Consider the following 21,659-nt stretch of genomic DNA (forward strand, 5'->3'; position numbering starts at 1 on the left):
CTCAATTTGCTCTTGCTACTATTTTTTAAGACGCAAAAAAACCGCGGCAATGAACGCGGCAACTACAATTGGAGACGGAGAGAATGAGAAACACAACTCGCGAAATTCGACGCACCCGCTTAAGCTTTGCTGTATCGCTTGCCCTGGCCTCGCTGGTCGCCGGCAACATGGCGCTGGCGCAGGAACAGCAGAAAACCGATTCCCCCACAGCCCCTGCCACGACCGACGACACCAAGATCACGACGGTGAAAGTCGTCGCCACCCGCCTGTCGCAGCAGTCCAGTATCGAACGCAAGAAGAACGCCGCCACCGCGATCGATTCCATCGTCGCCGAAGACGTCGGCTCGCTCCCCGACCGCAACGTCGGCGAAGCGATCTCGCGCATGTCCGGCGTGGCGCTCGACCGCGGCGACTTCGGCGAAGGCGTCAGCGTGGCGGTGCGCGGCAACGGCCCGGACCTGACTCGGGTCGAAATCGACGGCCAGGGCGTGCAGTCCGCTGGCGGCACCGACATGTACGGCGGCGGCAGCGGCCGCGGCACCGAATTCCGCCAGCTCTCGGCTGACCTGATCAAGAGCGTCGACGTGGTCAAGGGCTCCACCGCCGACATGACCGAAGGTTCGCTCGGCGGCGGCATCGTCATCAAGACCCGCACCGGTCTCGATTTCAAGAAGCCCTTTATATCGCTGCGCGTGGCCGGTTCGCAAAGCTCACTCAATAAAAAATGGGAGCCGGACACCAACCTGATCCTGGCCGACAAATTCCTCGACGGCCGCCTCGGCGTGATCCTGAATGCGTCGCACACGGTACTGGCAAACGAAGCGCATTCGGTGCAGGTAGCGAACGCCGCGCGTTCCGGCTACTACCGCCTGGCCGACTTCGACAACTCGCCCGACAAGACCTTCACCTTCCAGCCCAACACGCTGACGGCGGACGCCAACGCCAATGTACCGCTGCTGCAGTCGCCGCTGGCCGCGGGCGGTTTCTTCAACTCAGCGACGCCGCTGGAAGTGCTGACCAAATCGGCGGCCGCGAAGACCAAGGCCGACTGCTACGCCGCTTTCCCGAAGCTGACGACAACCCAGAGCAACGCGATCACCTCGAGCGCACGCGGCGCCGCGTCGTCGCAGCGCGCGAATGAATTGATCAGCTGCCTGAACCAGTGGAACGACTACACGCCGTCCAACATCCGCTACTTCGTCAAGCGCGAATTCGACAAGCGCCAGAACCTGGACCTGCGCACCGACTTCAAGGTCAACAACAACCTGACCGTGTATGCCAAGGGCAGCTACAACCGCCGTTACGACGACATGCACCAGCTCACTTATACGCTGGGCAGCGTGAAGGTCAATCCATCGGCGTCGACAGGCGTGGTCACCCCGACCTATACCGGCCCGGCCTACGTCGACAACCTGACCGCCGGGACGCGCACCCCGGTACCAGGCTCCGGCTACTACAACTACGACACGCCGACCCAGGCCACCAACACCCTGCTGCAAAGTTCGGTGGCCAACATCGTGCCGGGTTCGATCGTCACCGACGCCAACCACCACCTGACCCAGTTCACGATCACCGACGCGGCGGCCACCACCGACCAGGTGCATGAGTATGCGAAGACCACGGCGGCCTACCTTCAGCTGGGTGGCGCGTGGAAGAGCGGGCCGCTCAGCACCGAATTCTTCGTCGGCGACGCCAAGTCCGACTTCGAGCGCGTGCAGAAGCGCCTGAGCTACAACAACTACTACGGCCCGGCGACCATGACCGTGCTGCCGAACGGCCTGTGGGGCTACAGCGTCCCGTCCGGCAGCGGTTTCAACCAGGCCGACCCGTCGCAGTATGCGATCGCCTACCCCGGCTCGGCCAGCGGCGCGGTCAAGCTCAGCCCGACGCAGACGCGCGCGATCCCGGCATACACCGCCGCCCAGCAGCCGCTGATGACCCAGCAGCCGAGCACCTACTACAACCCGCGCCTGATGGACAGCGAGGAACGCACGGCCAAGTTCGACCTGGCGTATGCGACGCCGGAATCGGTCCCGTTCTTCAAGCGCATCAAGACCGGCTTCAACCTGCGCGACACCATCAAGGACAGCTGGGATCCGAATAGCGGCAACAGCGGCGGCTACACCGTGCAGGCGGCGGTGGGCACCTTTGGCCAACCGGGCTACCAGCCGGCCGTGGTGCTGCCGACGCCGATCATCCGCAGCACCTTCAACGGCTGCCAGGACACCGCAGGCTCGCTCGGCGCAGGCGGCAACGCCTGCCAATTCGGCTTCCTGCCCAGCGCCGATCCGCGCCACGCGCTCGATGGCAATACGACGATGACCGTGCAGCAGTTCCAGGACCTGATCACGCAAACGATGAAGGGCCAGGCCACGCCGACCCAGTTCTTCTCGGGCGCGAAAGGCCGTCCGGCCGACCTGCTGAACAACTGGACCGGGATCGACGTCGACAAGGCCTTCGCGATGGTGAACACGCCGAACACGAATCTCGACTGCGTCAAGTCATGCACGGCAAGCGACGGCAAAGTCTACGCCCAGCCGCAACAGCACCTGACGGAGCGCACCCAGGCGTTCTACATCATGGGCGACTTCGGCCTGGACCACATCCCGTTCACCGACCGCGCCCTGCCCTTCGGCTGGGAGCTTGAAGGGAATATGGGCTATCGCTACGTGCGCACCAAAGTCCATGGCACCGGCATGATGACCCTGACCTCGATCACCCCGGTCGCGGGCGTGTACGACCCGACCCACCCGACCGCGCAGGGCGGCACGGTCACCAGCTCGATCTCGCAGCCGGTCGAGATCAACGACACCAGCCACGACTTCCTGCCGATCTATAACCTGGCGATGTGGATGGTGCCGGACAAGCTGGTGGCACGCTACAACCACGCCAAGACCGTGGCGCGTCCGCCGGTGACCTACCTGCTGCCGTCCGGGACCTGCACCTATGACGCAACGCTGGTCGACAAGGATCCGAACGCGGCGCAGAGCTGCAGCGGCACCATCGGCAACCCGGGCCTGAAAGCCCAGATGAACGTCAACCAGAACCTGAGCTTCGAGTACTACCCGAACAAGGACACGATGTTCTCGATCGCCGCCTTCAAACAGGAAGGCAAGATCGGCCCGGCCGTCAGCCGCGGCGTGAACAACATCCCGCTGGCCGGTGGCAAGAGCTTGGTCGACCCGGTCACCAACATCGCGCTGTCGGACATCGACTTCAACTACTCGCTGTGGCTGAACGGTGCGACGACCACCCGCAAGGGCGTCGAGTTCGGGACCAAGACCGCCTTCACCTTCCTGCCCTGGTTCCTGCGCTACACCGGCTTCGACGCCAACTACACCAAGCTGCGCTCGGCCACCTCGTCCGAGAACGTGGTCGACTTGCTGACCGGCGCTCCGCTGCCGCCGGCGCGCGAATCGGCCTACCAGTACAACTGGGCGCTGTGGTACGACGACGGCAAGCTGTCGGCGCGCGTGGCGGTGCAGGCTGTCGCGTCCTACTTCAACTGCATCGCCGGTTGCGGTTCGACCGACAACAACAACTACGCGGCTTCCGGCGTGACCTTCACCCGCTTCCCGTACAACCCGGGCTCGCCGAACTTCAAGGATGCAACCAAGTTCATCGACGGGAAAATCTCGTACAAGCTGAAACCCAACGTCGAGATCTTCATCGAGGGCCGCAACCTGGGCAACGCGACGACCTCGAACAGCCAGCAGCAGTACGCCGGCTTCGCGGCCGGCACGCCCAACCTGCTCGACTACGCGTACGCAGGCCGCCGCATCATGGTCGGCCTGAACTTCCGCAATCTGTAAGGCCGCCAGGCCCCACCCAAACGACGGCGCATTCCAATCCGCCGTCGTTTTTTTATTCAAGACGAGGGAGACGATTGATGTTGACGATACCGGTATCCGGACTGCGGCGCACCGCGCCTGTTCTTCTGCTGATGCTGTTGCAGGGCGCGTTCGCGCAGACAGCGCCGGCGCCCACGGTGACGGTGCAAGGCACGCGCGGCGCGGCCGGGCAGGCCGGCAACGTGACCGCGGCGAAGAGCAAGGTCATGTCGCATCACCGCGCGTCGTCCTGCAACTTCATGGGCACGCCCAGCGCGGCGGAAGACGAAGTGGCGCTGGCCTACATGAGCGACTTCGGCCTCGACGACAGCAGCACGAACGATGCCGAGCGCTTCACCGACGTGGCCCCCGGAGGCGACGTGTCCAACACGTCCACGCCGTCCTCCCTCGACGCCGTAGCCGACGCGCCCACCGACACCGGCACGCCGACGGTCGGCTGCGGCCCGGCGGACCGCCGCTTCGCCGCCGGCCGCAACCACATCGAACGCAAGGACAAGTCGCTCGCCCTCGCCTTCGAGGCCTTCGACAACAAGGATTACGCGCGCGCCGCGTCGCTGTTCAAGACTGCCTGGAACAAGGTCGGCTACGAAGAAGCCGCACTGTCGCTGGCGAAAATGAGCCTGTACGGACTGGGCTCGCCGAAGGACCCGAAGCAGGCGATCTCCTGGCTCAGGGAAGTGGCCGAGGGGCGCTTCGATCCCGCTACCGGCCGGCAGCAGTTCGACCCGACGTATCCGCTCATGATGAGCCCACGTTCGGAAGCGGCCTTCATGCTGGCGCGGATCTACGAACGTGGCATCGGGGTCGCCAAGGATCCGGCGCAGGCCAAACGCTGGTACGAAACCAGCGCCGACGCAGGCTTCGTGCCGGCCTTCGACATCCTGGGGCAGGCCTGGCTCGCGGGCTATGCGGGAGAGCGCAACCCTTCGAAGGCACTTTCAAACTTCAAGCAGGCGGCGGAGGCAGGCTATGTGCAGGCCGAGTACGACCTCGCCAAGCTGTATTACAACGGCGACGACGGCGTGCCGCAGAACCTGCAGCTGGCGGCGGCCTGGTTCGGCGCGGCGGCGAATGCGGGCCATGCCGGCGCACTGTTCGCCGCCGGGCGCATGCTCGACCTGGGCAAAGGCATCCCTGCGGATCAGAAGAAGGCGGCGTTCTACTACAAGCAGGCGGCCGTCAAAGGCAACCGCGATGCGCGCTATGCGCTGGCGACCTACTTCTACGAGGGTGCCATCGTGCCGAAGGACCTGGGCACGGCGCGCCAACTGTTCGAAGCGGCGGCTAAACAGGGGCAATCGGATGCGATGTTCAGCCTCGGCGCGATGGAGGCCAATGGCGAGGGTGGCGCGCGGGATCGCGCCGGGGCCTACGTCTGGCTCACTTTGGCCAGCGCTTCAGGGAATGCGGATGCGGCCAATGCGCTGAAAGCCGTTGCGCCGCTGCTGACGGCGCAGGATCGTGCAAAGGCCGACTCAATCCTCAAACCCGCCAGCAAACAATAAACTTCGTCCCGGCGAAGGCCGGGGACCCATGCTGAGTCTGCGATTACGCGACTTGTCTATGGGTCCCGTCCTTCGACGGGACGACGGTTTTGAGCTTATCAGAACGCGTTTAGCACTTGCTGACCGCTGACAGTAATCCTTGCGGGGACACCTGCAGCAGGCTTCGCGCCACCCGGCTGGCCTCCGCCAATCCACAGATCCACCGCCCCCGCCGGCACCACGCGCGTGCCCTTGGCATCGACGATGCTCATATCCTTCGCTTCCACCTTGAACGTTACCTTGCGCGCTTCCCCAGCCTTCAGGTGAATGCGCTGGAACCCGCGCAGCGCCCGCAGCGGCGCGCCATCCGCCTTGCGCGACACATACAGCTGGACCACCTCATCGCCATCGCGGCTGCCGCTGTTGCGCACTTCCGCCGAGACCTCGACCGCATCGCCCGCGCGCACCGAGGCCTTGCTCACAACTGGCTGGCCATAGGCGAAGGAGGTATAGCTCAGGCCATAGCCGAACGGGTACAGCGGCTCGCCGCTGAAGTAGCGGTAGGTGCGGCCTTTCATCGCGTAGTCGCCGAACGGCGGCAGCTGGTCCACCGATTTGTAGAAGGTGACCGGCAGACGACCCGCCGGGCTGAAGTCGCCCGCCAGCAGTTCCGCCACCGCCTGCCCGCCCTCGCCGCCCGGATACCAGGCCTCGACGATGGCGGGCAAATTGGCCTCGGCCCAGTTCAGGCTCATCGCGCTGCCGTTCATCATGACGAGCACCACCGGCTTGCCGGTCGCGTGCAGGCGTTCGAGCAATTTCTGCTGCGGCGCCGGCAGGTCCATCGTGACGCGGTCGCCTCCGGCAAAGCCCGGCGCCTTGACGCTCATCGCCTCACCTTCAAACCGCGCCGTCAGGCCGCCGACGAAGACCACCACGTCGGCGTCCTGCGCGGCCTTGATGGCGACATCGTCGCTGGAGCCAGGACGGCTCCACTGCAGCCGATGATCGCCGCGCGAGCCCTTCTGCATCGCCTCGATCCGGATCTTGTAGACCTGGCCGGCCTTGAGCTGGATGTCGGTGTCCGACGTCGGCCAGGCGATGTCCCACACGTCGGCCACCATCTTGTCGTCCACGTAGATGCGATAGCCGTTCTCGCCCGAGTAGCGGAAGCGAAACGCGCCGCTGTCGCCCGGCTTGATGTAGCCGGTCCAGCGGATCGAGGTTTCGCGCTCCTCGCGGGTCGGCGTGCCCCAGGCGACCCTGGCGTTGGAATCGGTGCGCACCACGGCCGCCGTTCCCGCCAGCTTGGCGCCCTTGAACTCTTCCGCCTTCAATCCCGGTTGCGTGCAGGCTGCGTCCTGGCAGAAGGCAGCGTCAGGAACATCCTCCAGCGGCGGCGCGACCCAGCCCGTGCCCTCGACATAGTTCACCTCCGAGTTCGCGAAACGTGCCTTGATGCCGGCGTAGACCGTGATCGGTTGCGACGGCGTGCCGTTGTAGTTGCCGACCAGGGAATCGACGCTGTTCGCATTCGGGCCGACCACAACGATGCGGCGCGGCGCCGATTTGAACGGCAGCAGGCCGCTGTTCTTCAACAGGACCATCGATTCGCGCGCGGCCTGCGTCGACAGCGCCTTGTGCGCCGGCGTGTCGAAATCCTTCGCTGTGATGCCCGCGTACGGACCAACGCCGGGCGCATCGAGCAGTCCCAGTCGCACGCGCGCCTCCATCAGGCGGCGCACCGCTACGTCAAGCTCCGCCTCCGAGACCAGTCCCTGCCTGACCGCCCGCACGGTGGTAGCGGGATCGGACGTGTCTTTCGCGCCGGATGAGCAGAACAGGTCGGTGCCGGCCTTGAGCGCGACCGCCGCCGCCTCTTCCGGCGACTTCACATACGCATGCGACTTGGCCACATGGATGTCGGCGATCGCCGCGCAGTCCGAAACGACATGGCCATCGAACTTCCACTGGCCGCGCAGGGTGTCCTTCAGGTAGCGGGTATTCGCGCAGGCCGGCACGCCGTCCACTGCGTTGTACGCGCACATGACGGCTTGCGATTTCGCTTCGGTGACGGCGGCGTAGAAAGCCGGCAGGTAGGTGTCGACCACGTCGTGCTGCGACGGGTGCACGTCCTCGTGGTGGCGATCCGGTTCCGGCCCGCTGTGCACGGCGAAATGCTTGACGGTGGCGACCGTCTTCGGATGCTCCGGATCGTCGCCCTGCAGCCCGCGGATGAAGGCCACGCCCATGCGCGTGGTCAGGAAGGGATCTTCGCCGTAGGTCTCCTGCCCGCGGCCCCAGCGCGGGTCGCGGAAGATGTTCACGTTCGGCGACCATACCGTCAGGCCCGGACCGCCCGAGATGCTGCCGTCGGGACGGCGGTGCGCCAGGTATTTGGCGCGGAACTCAGTCGCGGTGGTGTCCGCGATATCGTGGACCAGCTGCGTATCCCAGCTGGCCGCCATGCCGATCGCCTGCGGGAAGACGGTCGCTTCGCCGGTTCGCGCCACGCCGTGCAGGCCCTCGTTCCACCAGTTGTAGGCGGGGATGCCAAGGCGCGGGATGGCCGGCGCGCGGTGCTGGATCTGCGCCGCCTTTTCCTCCAGCGTCATCTGCGAGACCAGCTGCGCGGCGCGCTGTTCGGCCGTGGTTTGCGCGCAGGCCGCGCTCATCATCGCCGCGATTGCGGATGCGAGGATTAACCGCTTCATTTTTATTGTCTCCTTCGTTGTCGATTTCATTGACGAAGGATGCTAGCAGAGCGCTATCTGCAAGGGCGGCAGGGCAGCGCTCTTTGCGCGAAATTGAAATGCGGCTTGGTGGATTTCAGGACGCGCGGTCGGTGGAGAACACGAAGCGCGATTCGGTCTCGTAGATTTCGCCCGGGCGCAGGATCGTATTCGGGAACGAGGCCTGGTTCGGCGCGTCCGGAAAATGCTGCGGCTCGATGCAGAAGCCGCTGCGGCGAATCCAGGCCTGCCCTTTCCCCTGCAGCGATCCGTCGAGCGCATTCCCGCTGTAGAACTGCACAGCCGGTTCCTGCGTGAACAGCTCCAGCACGCGGCCCGAGCGCGGCTCGACCACGCGCACGGCGCGACTCATTGCTTTCGGCGCCGGTTTGTCCAGCACGTAGCAATGATCGTAACCGCCGCCACGACGCAGCTGCTCGTCCGCATCATCGATCCGGGTGCCGATGGCTTGCGGCGCGCAGAAATCGAAGGAAGTGCCTGCCACGCGGGCCAATTCGCCGGTCGGAATCAGGCCGTCGTCCACAGGCAGGAAGGCGCCGGCGTCGATCGTGAGCTCGTGGCCGAGGATGTCGCCGCCGCCGGCGAGGTTGAAGTAGCTGTGCTGGGTGAGGTTCACTGGCGTCGCCTTGTCGGCCACCGCACGGAAACGCACGACCAGCTCGTTGTCATCGGTGAGCGAGTACACCGCAGTGACATCGAGATTGCCTGGGTAGCCCTGTTCGCCGTCGACGCTGCGGTAGGACAGGTGCAGCTCGCGCCCTTCCGCGTGCGCCTGCCACAGCACGCCATCGAAACCGGGCGAGCCGCCGTGAAGGTGATTGGCGCCGTCGTTGACCGCCAGCTGATAGTCCTGGCCGTCCAGCGTGAAGCGCCCTTGACTGATCCGGTTGCCGTAGCGGCCGATCAGGGCGCCGAAGAACGGACTGCCGGCGCGGTAGGCGGCCAGGCTGTCGAGGCCTAGCGCGACATCCGCAAACCGTCCATCGCGGTCGGGCGCATGGATTTCGGTGACGATGCCGCCGAAGTTGGTGATCCTGACGACCATGCCGTTGGCATTGGCCAGGGTGTACAGGTTCGCGCCCTGGCCGAACGGGACTACCGTGATCTCACTGCTCACTATCTTGTTTCACTTCCTTGTGTTACCGGCGTCCCGTGCGGGTCGCCACGTCGATCCAGACCGCGAGCGTGAGGATCAGGCCCTTCACGATCATCTGCCAGTAGGTGTCGACGTCGAGCATCGACATACCGTTGTCCAGGCTGGCCATGACCAGTGCGCCGACCAGCGCGCCATGCACCGTGCCGGCGCCCCCGCGCATCGAGGTGCCGCCGATGAAGCAGGCCGCGATCACATCCAGCTCGGCCGAGGTGCCCGCCGATGGCGAACCTGCCGCAAGGCGCGCGGTGTTGATCAGGCCAGCCAATGCGCACATCAGGCCCATGATCCCGAAGATCCAGAGCTTCACGGCGCGCACGTTGATGCCCGACAGGCGCGTCGCTTCCATATTGCTGCCCACCGCGTAAATGCGGCGGCCGAACACGGTCTGGTTGGCGATGTAGCTGAATACGCCGAGCAGCACCAGCAGCACCAGCACCGGATACGGGATGCCTTCGTAGCCATTAAGGGTGCTGACGAATGCGGCCAGCACGACGCCGGTGACAAGCACGCGCACGATGCCGCGCCATGCGGCCGGCACAGGCAGGTTGTGGCGCGCCAGCGCGGCGCGGCTGCGCAGCGCGAGCACCGCGGCCAGCGCGAACAGGCCAACGCCGAGCGCGATGCCGAGCGCCGGCGGCAGGTAGCCCTGGGCCAGCACCTGCATGTCGTCGGACACGGGCGAGATGGTCTCGCCGTGCGTCACGCCGAGCAGGATGCCGCGGTAGGCCAGCATGCCGCCCAGGCCGACGATGAAGGACGGGATGCCCGCGTAGGCGGTGAGGAAGCCGTTGAGGAAGCCGAAGGCCAGGCCCGCCAGCAGCACCAGCCCGATCCCGAGCGGCAGCGCCATATGATGGGTCACGTCGAGGATCGCGGCCACGCCGCCGAGCAGGCCAAGTAGCGAGCCGATCGACAGGTCGATCTCGCCGGCGACGATGACGAACACCATGCCGCAGGCGAGGATGCCGGTGATCGACATCTGGCGCATCAGGTTCGACAGGTTACGCGCCGAAGTGAAGTCGCCGTCGGTCTTGAAGCTGAAGAAGGCCCAGATCGCGGCGGTGGCGAGCAGCAGCGCCAGGATTTTGTATTGTGTGAAGATCTGTTTGAGTTTGGTCGTGTTCATGGTTTCAGCTTCCCTGGCGGCCGGTTTGTCCGATCGCCGCGGCCAGCACCATCTCCTGGGTCAGGCCTTTGTTTTCGAATTCACCTCGCAGCTGGCCTTCGCCCATCACCAGCACGCGGTCGGACACGCCCAGCACCTCGGCCAGTTCCGACGACACCATGATGATGGAGATGCCCTGCGCGGCCAGTTCGAGCATCAGCTTGTAGATCTCGAACTTGGCGCCGACGTCGACGCCGCGCGTGGGCTCGTCCAGGATCAGCACCTTCGGCCCGGTCAGCAGCATCTTGGCCAGCACCGCCTTCTGCTGGTTGCCGCCGGAGAGCGCCGTGATCGGCAACGCCGGGCTGGCGGTCTTCAACGCCAGCCGCTTGATCTGTTCGTTGATTGCGACCGACTCGGCGCCGTCGTCGACGCGCGTCAGCCTGGAGAAGCGCTCCAGCACCGACAGCGTGATGTTCTGGCCTACCGACAGGTCGCGCACGATGCCGTGGTGCTTGCGGTCTTCCGGCACCATCGCAAAGCCTTCGCCGATGGCCTTCAGCGGCGTGGAGGTGTCGACCTTGCGGCCTTCGAGCCAGACCTCGCCTTCGTGCTCGCCGGGATAGGCGCCGAACAGCGCGGACACCAGCTCGGTGCGCCCGGCTCCCACCAGGCCGGCGATGCCGAGGATCTCGCCGCGGCGCAGCTTGAACGACACGTCGTCCACGCGCTTGCGCTGCGGCTGGTCGACGTCGTAGCAGCTGATGTGGCGCGCTTCCATGATCACGTCGCCGACTTCATGCGGCAGCGACGGGTACATCTGGTTCATCTCGCGCCCGACCATCTGCGCGATGATGCGCTCGACGTTCATGTCGTGCATCGGCGTGGTGGCGATATGCTTGCCGTCGCGGATCACGGTGATGGTGTCGCACACCGCGGCCACCTCTTCCAGCTTGTGCGAGATGTAGACGCAGGCCACGCCCTTGGCCTTGAGGTCGCGGACGATCGCCAGCAGCACCTCGATCTCGGCGGCGGTCAGCGATGCCGACGGTTCGTCGAGGATCAGCAGGCGCGCCTTCTTGTTGAGGGCCTTGCCGATCTCGATCAGCTGCTGGTGGCCGCCGCCGTAGTTCTTCACCGGCAGCACCACGTTCACGTCCGGCAGCTTCAGCTCGCGCAGGATCTCTTCCGCGCGGCGGTTCATGGCCGGATAGTCCAGGCGCCCGCCCGGCAGCGTGATCTCGTTCCCGAGGAAGATGTTCTCCGCCACCGACAGCTCGGGCACGAGCATCAGTTCCTGGTGGATGATGATGATGCCGGCTTCCTCCGTCTCGCGCACCGAGCGCGCGCGCAGCGGCTGGCCGTCCAGCAGGATTTCGCCATCCCAGCTGCCGTGCGGGTAGACCGCCGACAGGACCTTCATCAGGGTGGACTTGCCGGCGCCGTTCTCGCCGCACAGGCCGATACACTCGCCGGGACGGATCGCGAGATCGATCCCGTCGAGCGCCGCGACACCGCCAAAGTGCTTGGCGATGCCTTTCATTTCAAGCAGATAGCCGGACATTCAAGGACTCGTTGGATGCATGAGGGGGACGCGCCCACACCCGCGGTGTGGGCGTCCCGGCGCTTACTTGCCAGCCAGCTGGGCCTGGGTGTAGAAGCCGTCCTTGACCAGCACGTCGACGTTCGACTTGGTCAGCATGATCGGCTTGAGCAGCAGGCTGTCGACCTTCTTGGCGCCGTTGTCCATCTGCGCGTTGTAGGCCGGCTTCTGGCCGCGCACCAGCTGCACCGCGAGCTGCGCGGCGGTCGATGCGATCTGCTTGAGCGGCTTGTAGACGGTCATGGTCTGGGTGCCCGCGATCACGCGGCGCACGCCGGCGAGGTCGGCATCCTGGCCCGACACGGCGACCTTGCCGGCCAGCTTCTGCGCAGCCAGCGCCTGGATCGCGCCGCCGGCGGTGGCGTCGTTGGACGCGACCACGGCGTCGAGCTTGTTGTTGTTCGCGGTCAGCGCGTTCTCGACGATCGCCATCGCTTCCGACGGACTCCAGTCCTTCACCCACTGCTGGCCGGCGATCTTGATCGCGCCCTTGTCCACCAGCGGCTTGAGCACTTCCATCTGGCCTTCGCGCAGGATCTTGGCGTTGTTGTCGGTCGGCGCGCCGCCCAGCAGGTAGTAGGTGCCCTTCGGCTTGACGTTCACCAGGCCCTGCGCCTGCATCTTGCCGACTTCCTTGTTGTCGAAGGAGATGTAGGCGTCGATGTCGGAGTTGAGGATCAGGCGGTCATAGGCGACGACCTTGATCTTGGCCTTCTTCGCTTCGCGGATCGCGTTGGACAGCACGGTCGCGTTATAGGGCACGATGACCAGCACGTCGACGCCGCGCGAGATCAGGTTTTCGATCTGCGCGATCTGGCGCTGCTCGCTGGCGTCGGCAGATTGCACGTAGACTTTGGCGCCCAGTTGCTCGGCCGACTGCACGAAGTAGTCGCGGTCACGGGTCCAGCGCTCCAGGCGCAGGTCGTCGATCGAGAAGCCGATCTTCGGATGCTGCGGATCCGCTTGCGCCACGCCTGCCATCATGAGCATCGCCAGGCCCACGGCCTTGATCATCTTGTTCATTTCACGTCTCCTTGATAATTTTTTTCACCGCACGCCAGCTTAGCAGCAAGGCGTTCCATCCTGTCCAAAAAATCCTTCTGGCGCTGCAGATCAGTGGTTATGCCGCGGCATATCGTGTCCCACGTCGTGGTACTTGAGAGCCGGTTCCATGCAGGCGCCGGTGTGCAGCTGGCCGACGGTCGCGCGGTAGATTTCCTGCCACGGCGTCTGGTTCGGCGGGATCGGCGGCGGCGCGTCTTTACGGCGCGCTTCCAGCTGTTCGTCGGACAGCAGCACGTCGCAGCGGCCGGTGTTCAGGTCGACCCGCACCACGTCGCCGGTGCGCAGCAGCGCCAGGTTGCCGCCGGCCGCGCTTTCCGGGGACGCGTTCAGGATCGACGGGCTGTCTGAAGTGCCGGACTGGCGGCCGTCGCCCAGCGTCGGCAGCGCCGTGATGCCGCGCTTGATCAACGCGTCGGGCGGCTGCATGTTCACCACTTCGGCCGAACCGGGCCAGCCGACCGCTCCGGCGCCTCGGATCACCAGCATGGTGTTCTCGTCGATGTCCAGCGCCGGGTCGTTGATGCGGTGGTGGTAATCGTCGGAGCCGTCGAATACGACGACGCGGCACTCGAAGCGATTCTTGGAGCCCGGCGTCGACAGGTAGCGCGCGCGGAAGGCGTCCGAGATCACGCTGGTCTTCATGATCGCGAAGTCGAACAGGTTGCCCTTCAGGACCATGAAGCCGGCGGTTTGCTTGAGCGGTTCAGCGAAGGGCCTGATCATCTCGCGGTCCGCGCTTTCGTGCCCGACGAGGTTTTCGGCCATGCTGCGGCCAGTCACCGTCGGGCGCCTCGAGCGCAGCAGGCCCTGCTGCTCCAGCTCCCACATCACGGCCGGCACGCCGCCGGCGCGATGGAAGCGCTCACCAAGATATTTACCGGCCGGCTGCATGTTCAGCAGCAGCGGCACGTCGTAACCTACCTGCATCCAGTCTTCCGGCGTGATCTCGACGCCGGCGTGGCGCGCCATCGCAACGATGTGCGGCTGGGCGTTGCTGGACCCGCCGATCGCGGCGTTGACCACGATCGCGTCGAGGAAGGCGTCACGTGTCAGGATGGTGGACGGGCGCACGTCCTGCTGCGCCAGTTCGACGATGCGGCGGCCGGTCTCGTAAGCCATCTGGCCGCGCTCGCGGTACGGCGCGGGAATCGCGGAGCAGCCGGTCAGCGACATGCCGAGCGCTTCGGCGATGGCGTTCATGGTCGACGCGGTGCCCATGGTGTTGCAGTGGCCGGCCGACGGCGCCGATGCGGTCGCGATCTGGATGAATTTCTCTTCATCGATCTCGCCCGCGGCCAGACGGCGGCGGCCTTTCCAGATCGCGGCGCCGGAGCCAACCAGCTCACCCTCGAACCAGCCGTCCAGCATCGGGCCGCCCGACAGCACGATGGCCGGGATGTCGACCGTGGCCGCGGCCATCAGCTGCGACGGCGTGGTCTTGTCGCAGCCGGTGGTCAGCACCACGGCGTCGATCGGGTAGCCATGCAGGATCTCGACCAGGCCGAGGTAGGCCAGGTTGCGGTCCAGCGCGGCGGTGGGCCGGCGGCAGTTCTCGAAGATCGGGTGCAGCGGGAATTCCATCGGGATGCCGCCCGCATCGCGGATGCCGTCGCGCACGCGCTTGGCCAGGTCCAGGTGGATGCGGTTGCAAGGCGAGATGTCGCTGCCGCTTTGGGCGATGCCGATGATCGGCTTCCCGGAGCGCAGTTCTTCCGGCGTGATCCCGTAGTTCATGAAGCGCTCGAGGTAGAGCGCGGTCATGTCGATGCGCTCCTCGTTGTCGAACCAGTCCTGCGAGCGGTAGCGCTTTTTGCTGGTGTTGCTCATGCTTGCTCCTCAAGGCGCAGCGCGTGCTGCGCCAGTCCCGGCACGTCGGCGCGGAAGGTGAACAGTGCGCCCGCGAGCGGCTGCTGCGCCAGCTCTTCTTCGGACAGTCCCTTGCGCGCGGTGGTCACCCACACGGTGCGCAGGTCGCCGCCGCCGAAGGCCAGCTTGGTGATGTTCGAGCACGGGAAGCGCACGCTGCCGACCTTGCGGCCGTCCGGCGCGTAGCGGTCGATGCGCCAGCCGCGGAATACGGCGATCCACACGTGGCCTTCGGCGTCCACCGCCATGCCGTCCGGATGGCCGCCTTCGGTGATGTGCGCGAACAGGCGCTTGTTGGACAGGCTGCCGTCCGCGGCCAGGTCGAAGGCGTAGGTGCGCTTGTCGAGCGTATCGGTGTGGTACAGGGTGCGGCCGTCCGGGCTGGTGGCCGGGCCGTTGGTGATGATGTAACCGGAATCGGCCTGCTTCACATCACGGCCGTTGTAACTGTAGAGAGAGCCGGTCGGGCTTTTCTCGCCGTTGTCCATCGAGCCGAACCACAACCGGCCGGCGGCGTCGACGAAGGCGTCGTTGAAGCGGTTGCCCGGCAGGTCGGCTTCCACCGCGCGCAGCAGCGTGAACTGGCCGCTGGCTTCATCGAAGCGGTACAGGCCATCTTCCAGCGACACGACCCAGCCGCCGCCTTCCACCGGCACGACGGCGCTGACCTGCGACGGCGCGGTCCAGGTGCGGCGCTCACTGCCATCGGCCGCGCAGCTGTGGATGTGGTTCTTCTTGATGTCGACGAACCACACGCGGCCGGTGGCGGCATGCCACAGCACGCCCTCGCCCAGCGTCGCTTCGACTTCCCACAGGCTGGTCGGCGTCATCATCAGTACCACCCGCAATCGACGAAGTATTCGCGGCCGGTGCAGTGGCGCGCGTTATCGGAGGCCAGGAACAGCGCCAGCGCGGCCACGTCCTGCATCTCGACGCGCTCGGGGATGCACTGGCCGGCCAGGATGCGCTGTTCCTCGTCCGGGTTATGCCACAGTGCCTGCTGGCGCGGGGTGCGCACCGCGCCCGGCACCACGGTGTTGACGCGGATGCCGTGCGGACCGAGGTCGCGCGCCAGTGCGCGGCTCATGCCCTCGATCGCGGCCTTGGCCGTCATGTACAGCGCCAGCTCGGTGTGCGGCACGTGCCAGGAGATCGAGCCGAAGTTGAGGATCGCGCCGCTGCGGCGATCGCGCATGCCGCTGGCCGCAGCCTGCGCGCAGAAGAACTGGTGGCGCAGGTTGACGTTCATGCGGTTTTCCCAATACGCCGGGGTCACCTCGAACACGTCGTGGCGGTCGTCGTTGGCGGCGTTGTTGAGCAGGACGTCGACGCCGCCGCACTCCTGCTCGATGGCGGCGAATGCCGTCGACACCGCGTCCATATTGGTGAGGTCGCAGTGGATGAAGCGCGGCGCATGGCGCGAACCCTTCAGCGCAGTCTCCAGCTCGCGCGAGGCTTCCTCGGCGATGTCGAGGAAGTAGACACGCGCGCCCTGCCCCGCAAACGCGGACACCAATTCGCCGCCGATGCCGCTGCCGCCGCCGGTGACCACCACACGCTTGCCGGCGAGGTCGGGATAGGTCGCGTAGACCATGCTTTGTTTCACACTGTCAGACATGAATTCTTTCGTTGGATACTGTCACGCGCCCAGCAGGCCGCGGTGCGCGAGATTGCGGTACAGGGCGCGCACGCCGAAGGTCCACGGCGCGATCTCATCGCTGCGCTGGACCTGGTTGACCAGGGTGCCGAGCGATGGCGTCGAGATGCTGACGCGGTCGCCCGCATGATGGGTGAAGCCGCCGCCTGCGGCGTTGCGGTCTTTGATCGGCGAGAACATGGTGCCGAGGAAGAGCATGAAGCCATCCGGGTACTGGTGGTGCTTGCCGTGCGTTTGCGCCACGAGGTCGAGCGGGTCGCGGCTGATCTCGCGCATGAAGCTGGCGCCGGCCAGTTCGAAGCCGTCGTCCTCGCCTTCGATCAGCATGCTCACTTCGGCCTGGCGCAGCGTGTCGATGCTGAAGCCGCCGTCGAACAGGCGGATGAAGGGCCCGATCGCGCAGGAGCCGTTGTTGTCCTTGGCCTTGCCGAGCAGGAGCGCGCTGCGGCCTTCGATGTCGCGCAGGTTGACGTCGTTGCCGAGCGTGGCGCCGACCACCTTGCCCTGGCTGTTCACGGCCAACACGATCTCCGGCTCGGGATTGTTCCAGTGCGAGGACGGATGCAGGCCAACCGCCGCGCCGTGGCCCACCGCGGACATCGGCTGCGACTTGGTGAACACTTCGGCGTCGGGGCCGATGCCCACTTCCATGTACTGCGACCACAGGCCGCGCCCGACCAGCTCGGACTTGAGCTTCATCGCGGCGTCGGAACCGGGCTTCATCTCGGCGAGGTTGGTGCCGATCGACGCTTGCAGCTGCTGGCGCAGTTCGGTGGCGCGCGCCGGGTCGCCCTTGGCCTGCTCCTCGATCACGCGTTCGAGCAGGCTGACGGCGAAGGTCACGCCGCAGGCCTTGATCGCTTGCAGGTCGCAGGGCGCGAGCAGCTCGATACCGCCGGCGCCGGCCTGGCCGCGCAGCGCGGCCTGCAGCAGCGCGGCGGCGTCGCCGAGATCTTCGCCGTCGGCGTCGCGCACGATCGCGAGCAGGTCGTCGCGCTCGAACAGGTCGGACACGGTGGGCGCATGGCGCGTGATGTCGAACAAGCGGCCGCCGCGCACGGCGACCACGGCGGGCCCGGCCTGCGGGCCGTCGCGCCAGATGCGGCCGACCAGCAGCGCGCGTTCGACGTCGTGGGGAAGCATGTCAACCTGGGGTGCTGTCATTTTTCTCTCGCTTTTCCTGCACTGCCTTAAACATGAATGTTACCGCAACCATTCAAAGTCTAAGCGCGGCCCTCGTGGCTTGTCAACGAAAGTTTTTGTTTTACGGATTAAAAAATGTTAGCGTGTTTCAGCCCGCCGCAGGCGCGCCGGCGGGCGCACCCGCGGGGCGGCGTCGGACTGGCGGCGCACCAGTTCGAAGTCGACCGTAATCTGCTCGGCCTCGGCCGGCTCGCCTTCGCGCAGTGCGCGCACGCGCCGCACCAGCGACTGCACGGCCTCGCGCACCATGCCGGCGATCGGCTGGCGAACCGTGGTGAGCTCGGGCCAGATGGTGGTCGCGAGCGCGGTGTCGTCAAAGCCGGTGACGGTCAGGTCGCCCGGCACGTCCAGCCCGAGGCGGTGAGCGACCGCCACCGCGGCCGCCGCCATGTCGTCATTGCTGGCAAAGATCGCCGTCGGGCGCTCGGCCAGCGCCAGCAGCTGTTCGGCCGCGTCGAGGCCGGAGCGGTAGGTGAACATGCCCTGCACTACCAGCTCCTCGGACGCATCGGCGCCCTTCTCGGCCACGGCGGCGCGGTAGCCGGCGAGGCGCTTGGCGCTGGCGGTCTGGTTCGGGTGGCCCACCACGAAGCCGATGCGCTGGTGACCCAGCGCGATCAGGTGCAGCGTCATCTCGTACGCCGCCTGGTAGTCGTCGATGCTGACCGCGCCGGCGCGCTTGTCGGGCAGGCCGCAGGCCACCAGCATGGCCGGTATGCCCGCCTGCGCGACGCAGCCGATGACCGCCTCGTTGTCGCACAGGGGCGGCGGCAGGATGATGCCGTCCAGGCCGTTCTCGATCAGGCGCCGGGCCTGCTCCTCGGCCTGTTCGCCGGCCTCGCACTTCTCCACGAACAGCTGGACATTGTTCAAGCCCGACTGGCTGAGCAGGCCGACGAGGAATTCGCTGAGGTAGGCCGCGCTGGGGTTGCTGTACAAGAAACCGACCCGGATCGGCTTGTTGCCGGCCAGGTTGCGCGCTTCCTGGTTGGGCGTGTAGTTCAGGGCGGCGATGGCGTCGGCGACCTTGCGCCGCGTGCTTTCCGCGACCAGGCCCTTGCCGTTCATCACACGCGAGACCGTCATCGCGGAGACTCCGGCCAGCTTGGCGACATCGGCCATGGTCGCCTGGCCGCGGCGCTCCGGCTCGTCGTGGTCTTTCGCTTTGCTCATCGCTTGTGTCGTCCCTGAGTTTTCCATTTTTTCACCCGGCTTCCATTGTAGGAGTTTGCGCTAACATTTGTCACGCACAATCAGGGCAGGAGCAGGTCCTTGCCGTGCGCCCGCAAGATGGCGGCCACCCGCGCCGCGAGCGGCGACAGGTAGCCATTGCGGCGCCAGGTCAAGCCAAGGGGACGGTGCAGGCGCGCTTCGGGCACGTCCACCTCCCTCACCTTGATCCGTCCGCTCGCGAGGTGGTGCCGCGTCACGAAGCACAGGAGGGGCGAGGCCTCCAGCACCGGCAAGGTCAGGCTCAGCATGTTCGACTCGACCTGCACATCGGGGCGCGCCAGGCCGTGCCGTTCGAAGGTCTGGTCCAGCCATTGGCGCGAGGCGACCGAGGTCGGCGGCAGCAGCCATTTATGTTCCAGCAGCCCGGCCAAGGTGCACGGCGCATCGAAAATCGGGTGTCCCTCGCGCGCCATCACGACCACCGTGTCCTCGGCAATCTGCTCGCACTCGAAATCGGCGTCGTTTTCACGCATCGGGCCGACCAGCAGGTCCAGTTTGCCGTCGAGCAGGCCATCAAACAGGCTGTCGTTGGCCGCCACGGTCTGCTTGACACTGACGGCCGGCGCTTCCGCCAGCAATTGTCCATACAGCACAGGCATCAGATGCTGGGCCAGCGCCGGCGCGAAGCCCAGCCGCAGCTCGCCCTTCAGGCCATCCGCGTATTCCTTCATCTCGCGCGAGGTCTCCTCGACCATCACCCCCATCTGGCGGCTGCGCTTGAGCAGGATGTGGCCGGCGGCGGTCAGGCGCATGCCGCGCCCGTCTTTTTCGAACAGCCGCGAGCCGAGGTCCTCCTCGAGCCGGTCAATGCATTTGGTCAGCGCGGGCTGGGTGCGGTGCAGGCGCTCCGCGGCCCGGCCAAGGCTGCCTTCGGTGGCGATCACTTCGAAATACTTCAGGTCACGGAAGTCCACAACACATTCCTAAAAGTTTAATAAATCGAAAAATAAGTGAATATACATTATAGATTGCCCTTCCTATACTCGGCTCACATCACCACACAGCAACCGGAGACATGATGAGTTTTCCCACCCCACCGGACGTGATCCGCCACATCGAGCGCACGAGCGCCGAACTGGTCGCACGCGCGGCCCAATTCCCCTCTTCCATCCTGGCCGACGTGGCCGGCCGCCGCGGCGCGCTGTCCAGCCGGATCGCGCCGCTGGCGCCGAGCATGCGCCTGGCCGGCCCGGCCCTGACCGTCGAAGTGCGGCCCGGCGACAACCTGATGATCCACGCCGCGATGGCGATCGCTAAACCCGGCGACGTGCTCGTCATCGACGGCAAGGGCGACGAATCTTGCGCCCTGATGGGCGAGATCATGGTGTCGCAGTGCATGGCCTCGGGCATCGCCGGCGTCATCGTCTATGGCGCGGTGCGCGACACCGAAGCGATCCGCGCGCTCGGCTTCCCGGTGTACGCGGTCGGCGCCAACCCGAATGGGCCGACCAAGCTGGTGCCGGGCCGCGTCAACTGGCCGATCTCGGTCGGCGGCGTGAGCGTGCAGCCGGGCGACCTGGTGGTAGCCGATGCCGATGGCGTGGTCGTGGTCGAACCGGCCAAGGCGCCGGCGGTGCTGGAGGCGGCCGCGAAAAAGCTGGCCGATGAAACCGCGCGCCTCGAAGGCATCCGCAACGGCAGCCAGCTGCGTCCCACCTGGCTGGACGGCGCGCTGCGCAAGGCGGGCGTGCTGGCCGAAGGGGAATCGCTGTGAGCGCGCTGCCGCAGCAACAGGCGTCGCGCGAGGTCATCCTCGTGACCGGCGCCGACCTGGCCGAACAGGCGGTCGCACTGCTGTCCGGCTATGAGCTGGTCTTCGCGGGCAAGGCGCCGGACGAGGAGCAATTGGTCGCGCTGGCGCGCCAGCACCAGCCGGTCGCGATCATCGTGCGCTACGGCCGCATCACGGCGCGCGTGATCGAGGCCAGCGCGCGCTTACGCGTGATTTCCAAGCACGGCACCGGCATCGACACCATCGACAGCGAAGCCGCCAAACAGCGCGGCATCGCAGTCAAAGCCGCCACCGGCGCGAATGCAGCCGCCGTCGCCGAGCACAGCTGGGCCCTGATCCTGGCGTGCGCCAAGGCGGTGCCGCAACTGGACCGCCGCATGCACGAAGGCCATTGGGACAAGGCGACGCACAAGAGCCTGGAGCTGCGCGGGCGCACGCTGGGACTGGTCGGCCTGGGCGCGATCGGCGCCCGCACCGCCGCCGTCGGCGTGGCGCTGGGCATGCGCGTCATCGCCCACGATCCCTTCGCGGCATCGGCACCAAGCGGCATCGAGCTGCTGCCGCTGGCCGAGGTGATCGCCCAGTCCGACGTGCTGTCGCTGCACTGCCCGCTTACCAAGGACAACGCCAATATGCTGGGCGCCGCCACGCTGGCGACCATGCGCCCGGGCGCGATCGTGGTCAACACCGCGCGCGGCGGATTGATCGACGAGGCGGCCTTGGCCGATGCGCTGCGCAGCGGCGCCGTGCGCGCGGCGGGGCTGGACAGTTTCCAGTCCGAGCCCGTCCAGCCCGGCCACCCGTTCACCGGCATCGACAACGTGATCCTGTCGCCGCACATCGGCGGCGTGACCAGCGACGCCTACGTCGGCATGGGCGTGGCGGCGGCCCGCAACGTACTCGCCGTGCTGGGCTAGCCAGCCTGACAACAACCCAAGAAAACGCGCACCA

At 66.3% G+C, this 21,659-nt stretch carries 15 protein-coding genes; 4 read left to right on the top strand and 11 right to left on the bottom strand.

Going from position 1 to position 21,659, the window contains the following annotated elements; genetic code table 11:
• Positions 1-83: 83 nt before the first annotated feature.
• Together NX778_RS13575 and NX778_RS13580 are read left to right on the top strand one after the other, a co-directional pair.
• Positions 84-3,812, top strand: coding sequence for a TonB-dependent receptor (locus NX778_RS13575; protein WP_258812283.1), 3,729 nt, complete (start codon positions 84-86; stop codon positions 3,810-3,812).
• A 77-nt stretch (positions 3,813-3,889) separates the two neighbouring features.
• On the top strand, positions 3,890-5,356 hold the full coding sequence (locus NX778_RS13580) for a tetratricopeptide repeat protein (RefSeq protein ID WP_258812284.1): 1,467 nt from the start codon (positions 3,890-3,892) through the stop codon (positions 5,354-5,356).
• 98 nt (positions 5,357-5,454) lie between these two features.
• Here the strand turns inward: NX778_RS13580 and NX778_RS13585 are convergent, their stop codons facing one another.
• The 11 genes from NX778_RS13585 to NX778_RS13635 all read right to left on the bottom strand — a co-directional run bounded on the left by NX778_RS13585 (position 5,455) and on the right by NX778_RS13635 (position 19,890).
• Positions 5,455-8,049 (bottom strand): glycoside hydrolase family 3 C-terminal domain-containing protein, encoded by a 2,595-nt coding sequence (locus NX778_RS13585; RefSeq protein ID WP_258812285.1) that lies wholly within the window; start codon positions 8,047-8,049, stop codon positions 5,455-5,457.
• Between the two features lie 115 nt (positions 8,050-8,164).
• Complete coding sequence (locus tag NX778_RS13590; RefSeq protein ID WP_258812286.1) at positions 8,165-9,205, bottom strand: aldose epimerase family protein; 1,041 nt, start codon at positions 9,203-9,205, stop codon at positions 8,165-8,167.
• Between the two features lie 22 nt (positions 9,206-9,227).
• The gene (locus NX778_RS13595) at positions 9,228-10,370 is read right to left on the bottom strand and encodes a sugar ABC transporter permease (RefSeq protein ID WP_258812287.1); all 1,143 of its coding nucleotides are present in this window, start codon (positions 10,368-10,370) and stop codon (positions 9,228-9,230) included.
• 4 nt (positions 10,371-10,374) lie between these two features.
• Positions 10,375-11,913, bottom strand: coding sequence for a D-xylose ABC transporter ATP-binding protein (gene xylG / locus NX778_RS13600; RefSeq protein WP_258812288.1), 1,539 nt, complete (start codon positions 11,911-11,913; stop codon positions 10,375-10,377).
• A 63-nt stretch (positions 11,914-11,976) separates the two neighbouring features.
• A complete protein-coding gene (xylF, locus tag NX778_RS13605) occupies positions 11,977-12,975 on the bottom strand; it encodes a D-xylose ABC transporter substrate-binding protein (protein ID WP_258812289.1) in 999 nt (332 codons plus the stop codon).
• A gap of 90 nt (positions 12,976-13,065) precedes the next feature.
• Positions 13,066-14,844: an IlvD/Edd family dehydratase gene (locus NX778_RS13610; protein WP_258812290.1), complete on the bottom strand. Its 1,779-nt coding sequence runs from the start codon at positions 14,842-14,844 to the stop codon at positions 13,066-13,068.
• Entirely contained in the window at positions 14,841-15,716 is an 876-nt protein-coding gene (locus NX778_RS13615) for an SMP-30/gluconolactonase/LRE family protein (RefSeq protein WP_258812291.1), read from the bottom strand. The genes NX778_RS13610 and NX778_RS13615 overlap by 4 nt, the downstream gene beginning before the upstream one ends.
• Positions 15,716-16,501 carry a D-xylose 1-dehydrogenase gene (gene xylB, locus NX778_RS13620; RefSeq protein WP_307728045.1) on the bottom strand — a complete coding sequence of 262 codons (786 nt, stop codon included), beginning with the start codon at positions 16,499-16,501 and terminating at the stop codon, positions 15,716-15,718. Before xylB ends, NX778_RS13615 begins: the two co-directional genes overlap by 1 nt.
• A gap of 21 nt (positions 16,502-16,522) precedes the next feature.
• Positions 16,523-17,704: a fumarylacetoacetate hydrolase family protein gene (locus tag NX778_RS13625; RefSeq protein ID WP_258812292.1), complete on the bottom strand. Its 1,182-nt coding sequence runs from the start codon at positions 17,702-17,704 to the stop codon at positions 16,523-16,525.
• 117 nt (positions 17,705-17,821) lie between these two features.
• Entirely contained in the window at positions 17,822-18,916 is a 1,095-nt protein-coding gene (locus tag NX778_RS13630; protein WP_258812293.1) for a LacI family DNA-binding transcriptional regulator, read from the bottom strand.
• A gap of 80 nt (positions 18,917-18,996) precedes the next feature.
• On the bottom strand, positions 18,997-19,890 hold the full coding sequence (locus tag NX778_RS13635) for a LysR family transcriptional regulator (protein ID WP_258812294.1): 894 nt from the start codon (positions 19,888-19,890) through the stop codon (positions 18,997-18,999).
• Positions 19,891-19,991: 101 nt separating this feature from the next.
• Between NX778_RS13635 and NX778_RS13640 the strand changes: the two genes are divergently transcribed.
• Both NX778_RS13640 and NX778_RS13645 read left to right on the top strand, forming a co-directional pair.
• Positions 19,992-20,690 carry an RraA family protein gene (locus tag NX778_RS13640; RefSeq protein WP_258812295.1) on the top strand — a complete coding sequence of 233 codons (699 nt, stop codon included), beginning with the start codon at positions 19,992-19,994 and terminating at the stop codon, positions 20,688-20,690.
• Complete coding sequence (locus tag NX778_RS13645) at positions 20,687-21,625, top strand: hydroxyacid dehydrogenase (RefSeq protein WP_258812296.1); 939 nt, start codon at positions 20,687-20,689, stop codon at positions 21,623-21,625. The genes NX778_RS13640 and NX778_RS13645 overlap by 4 nt, the downstream gene beginning before the upstream one ends.
• Positions 21,626-21,659 lie beyond the last annotated feature (34 nt).

The organism is Massilia terrae (assembly GCF_024753145.1).
GTDB lineage: Bacteria > Pseudomonadota > Gammaproteobacteria > Burkholderiales > Burkholderiaceae_D > Telluria > Telluria terrae.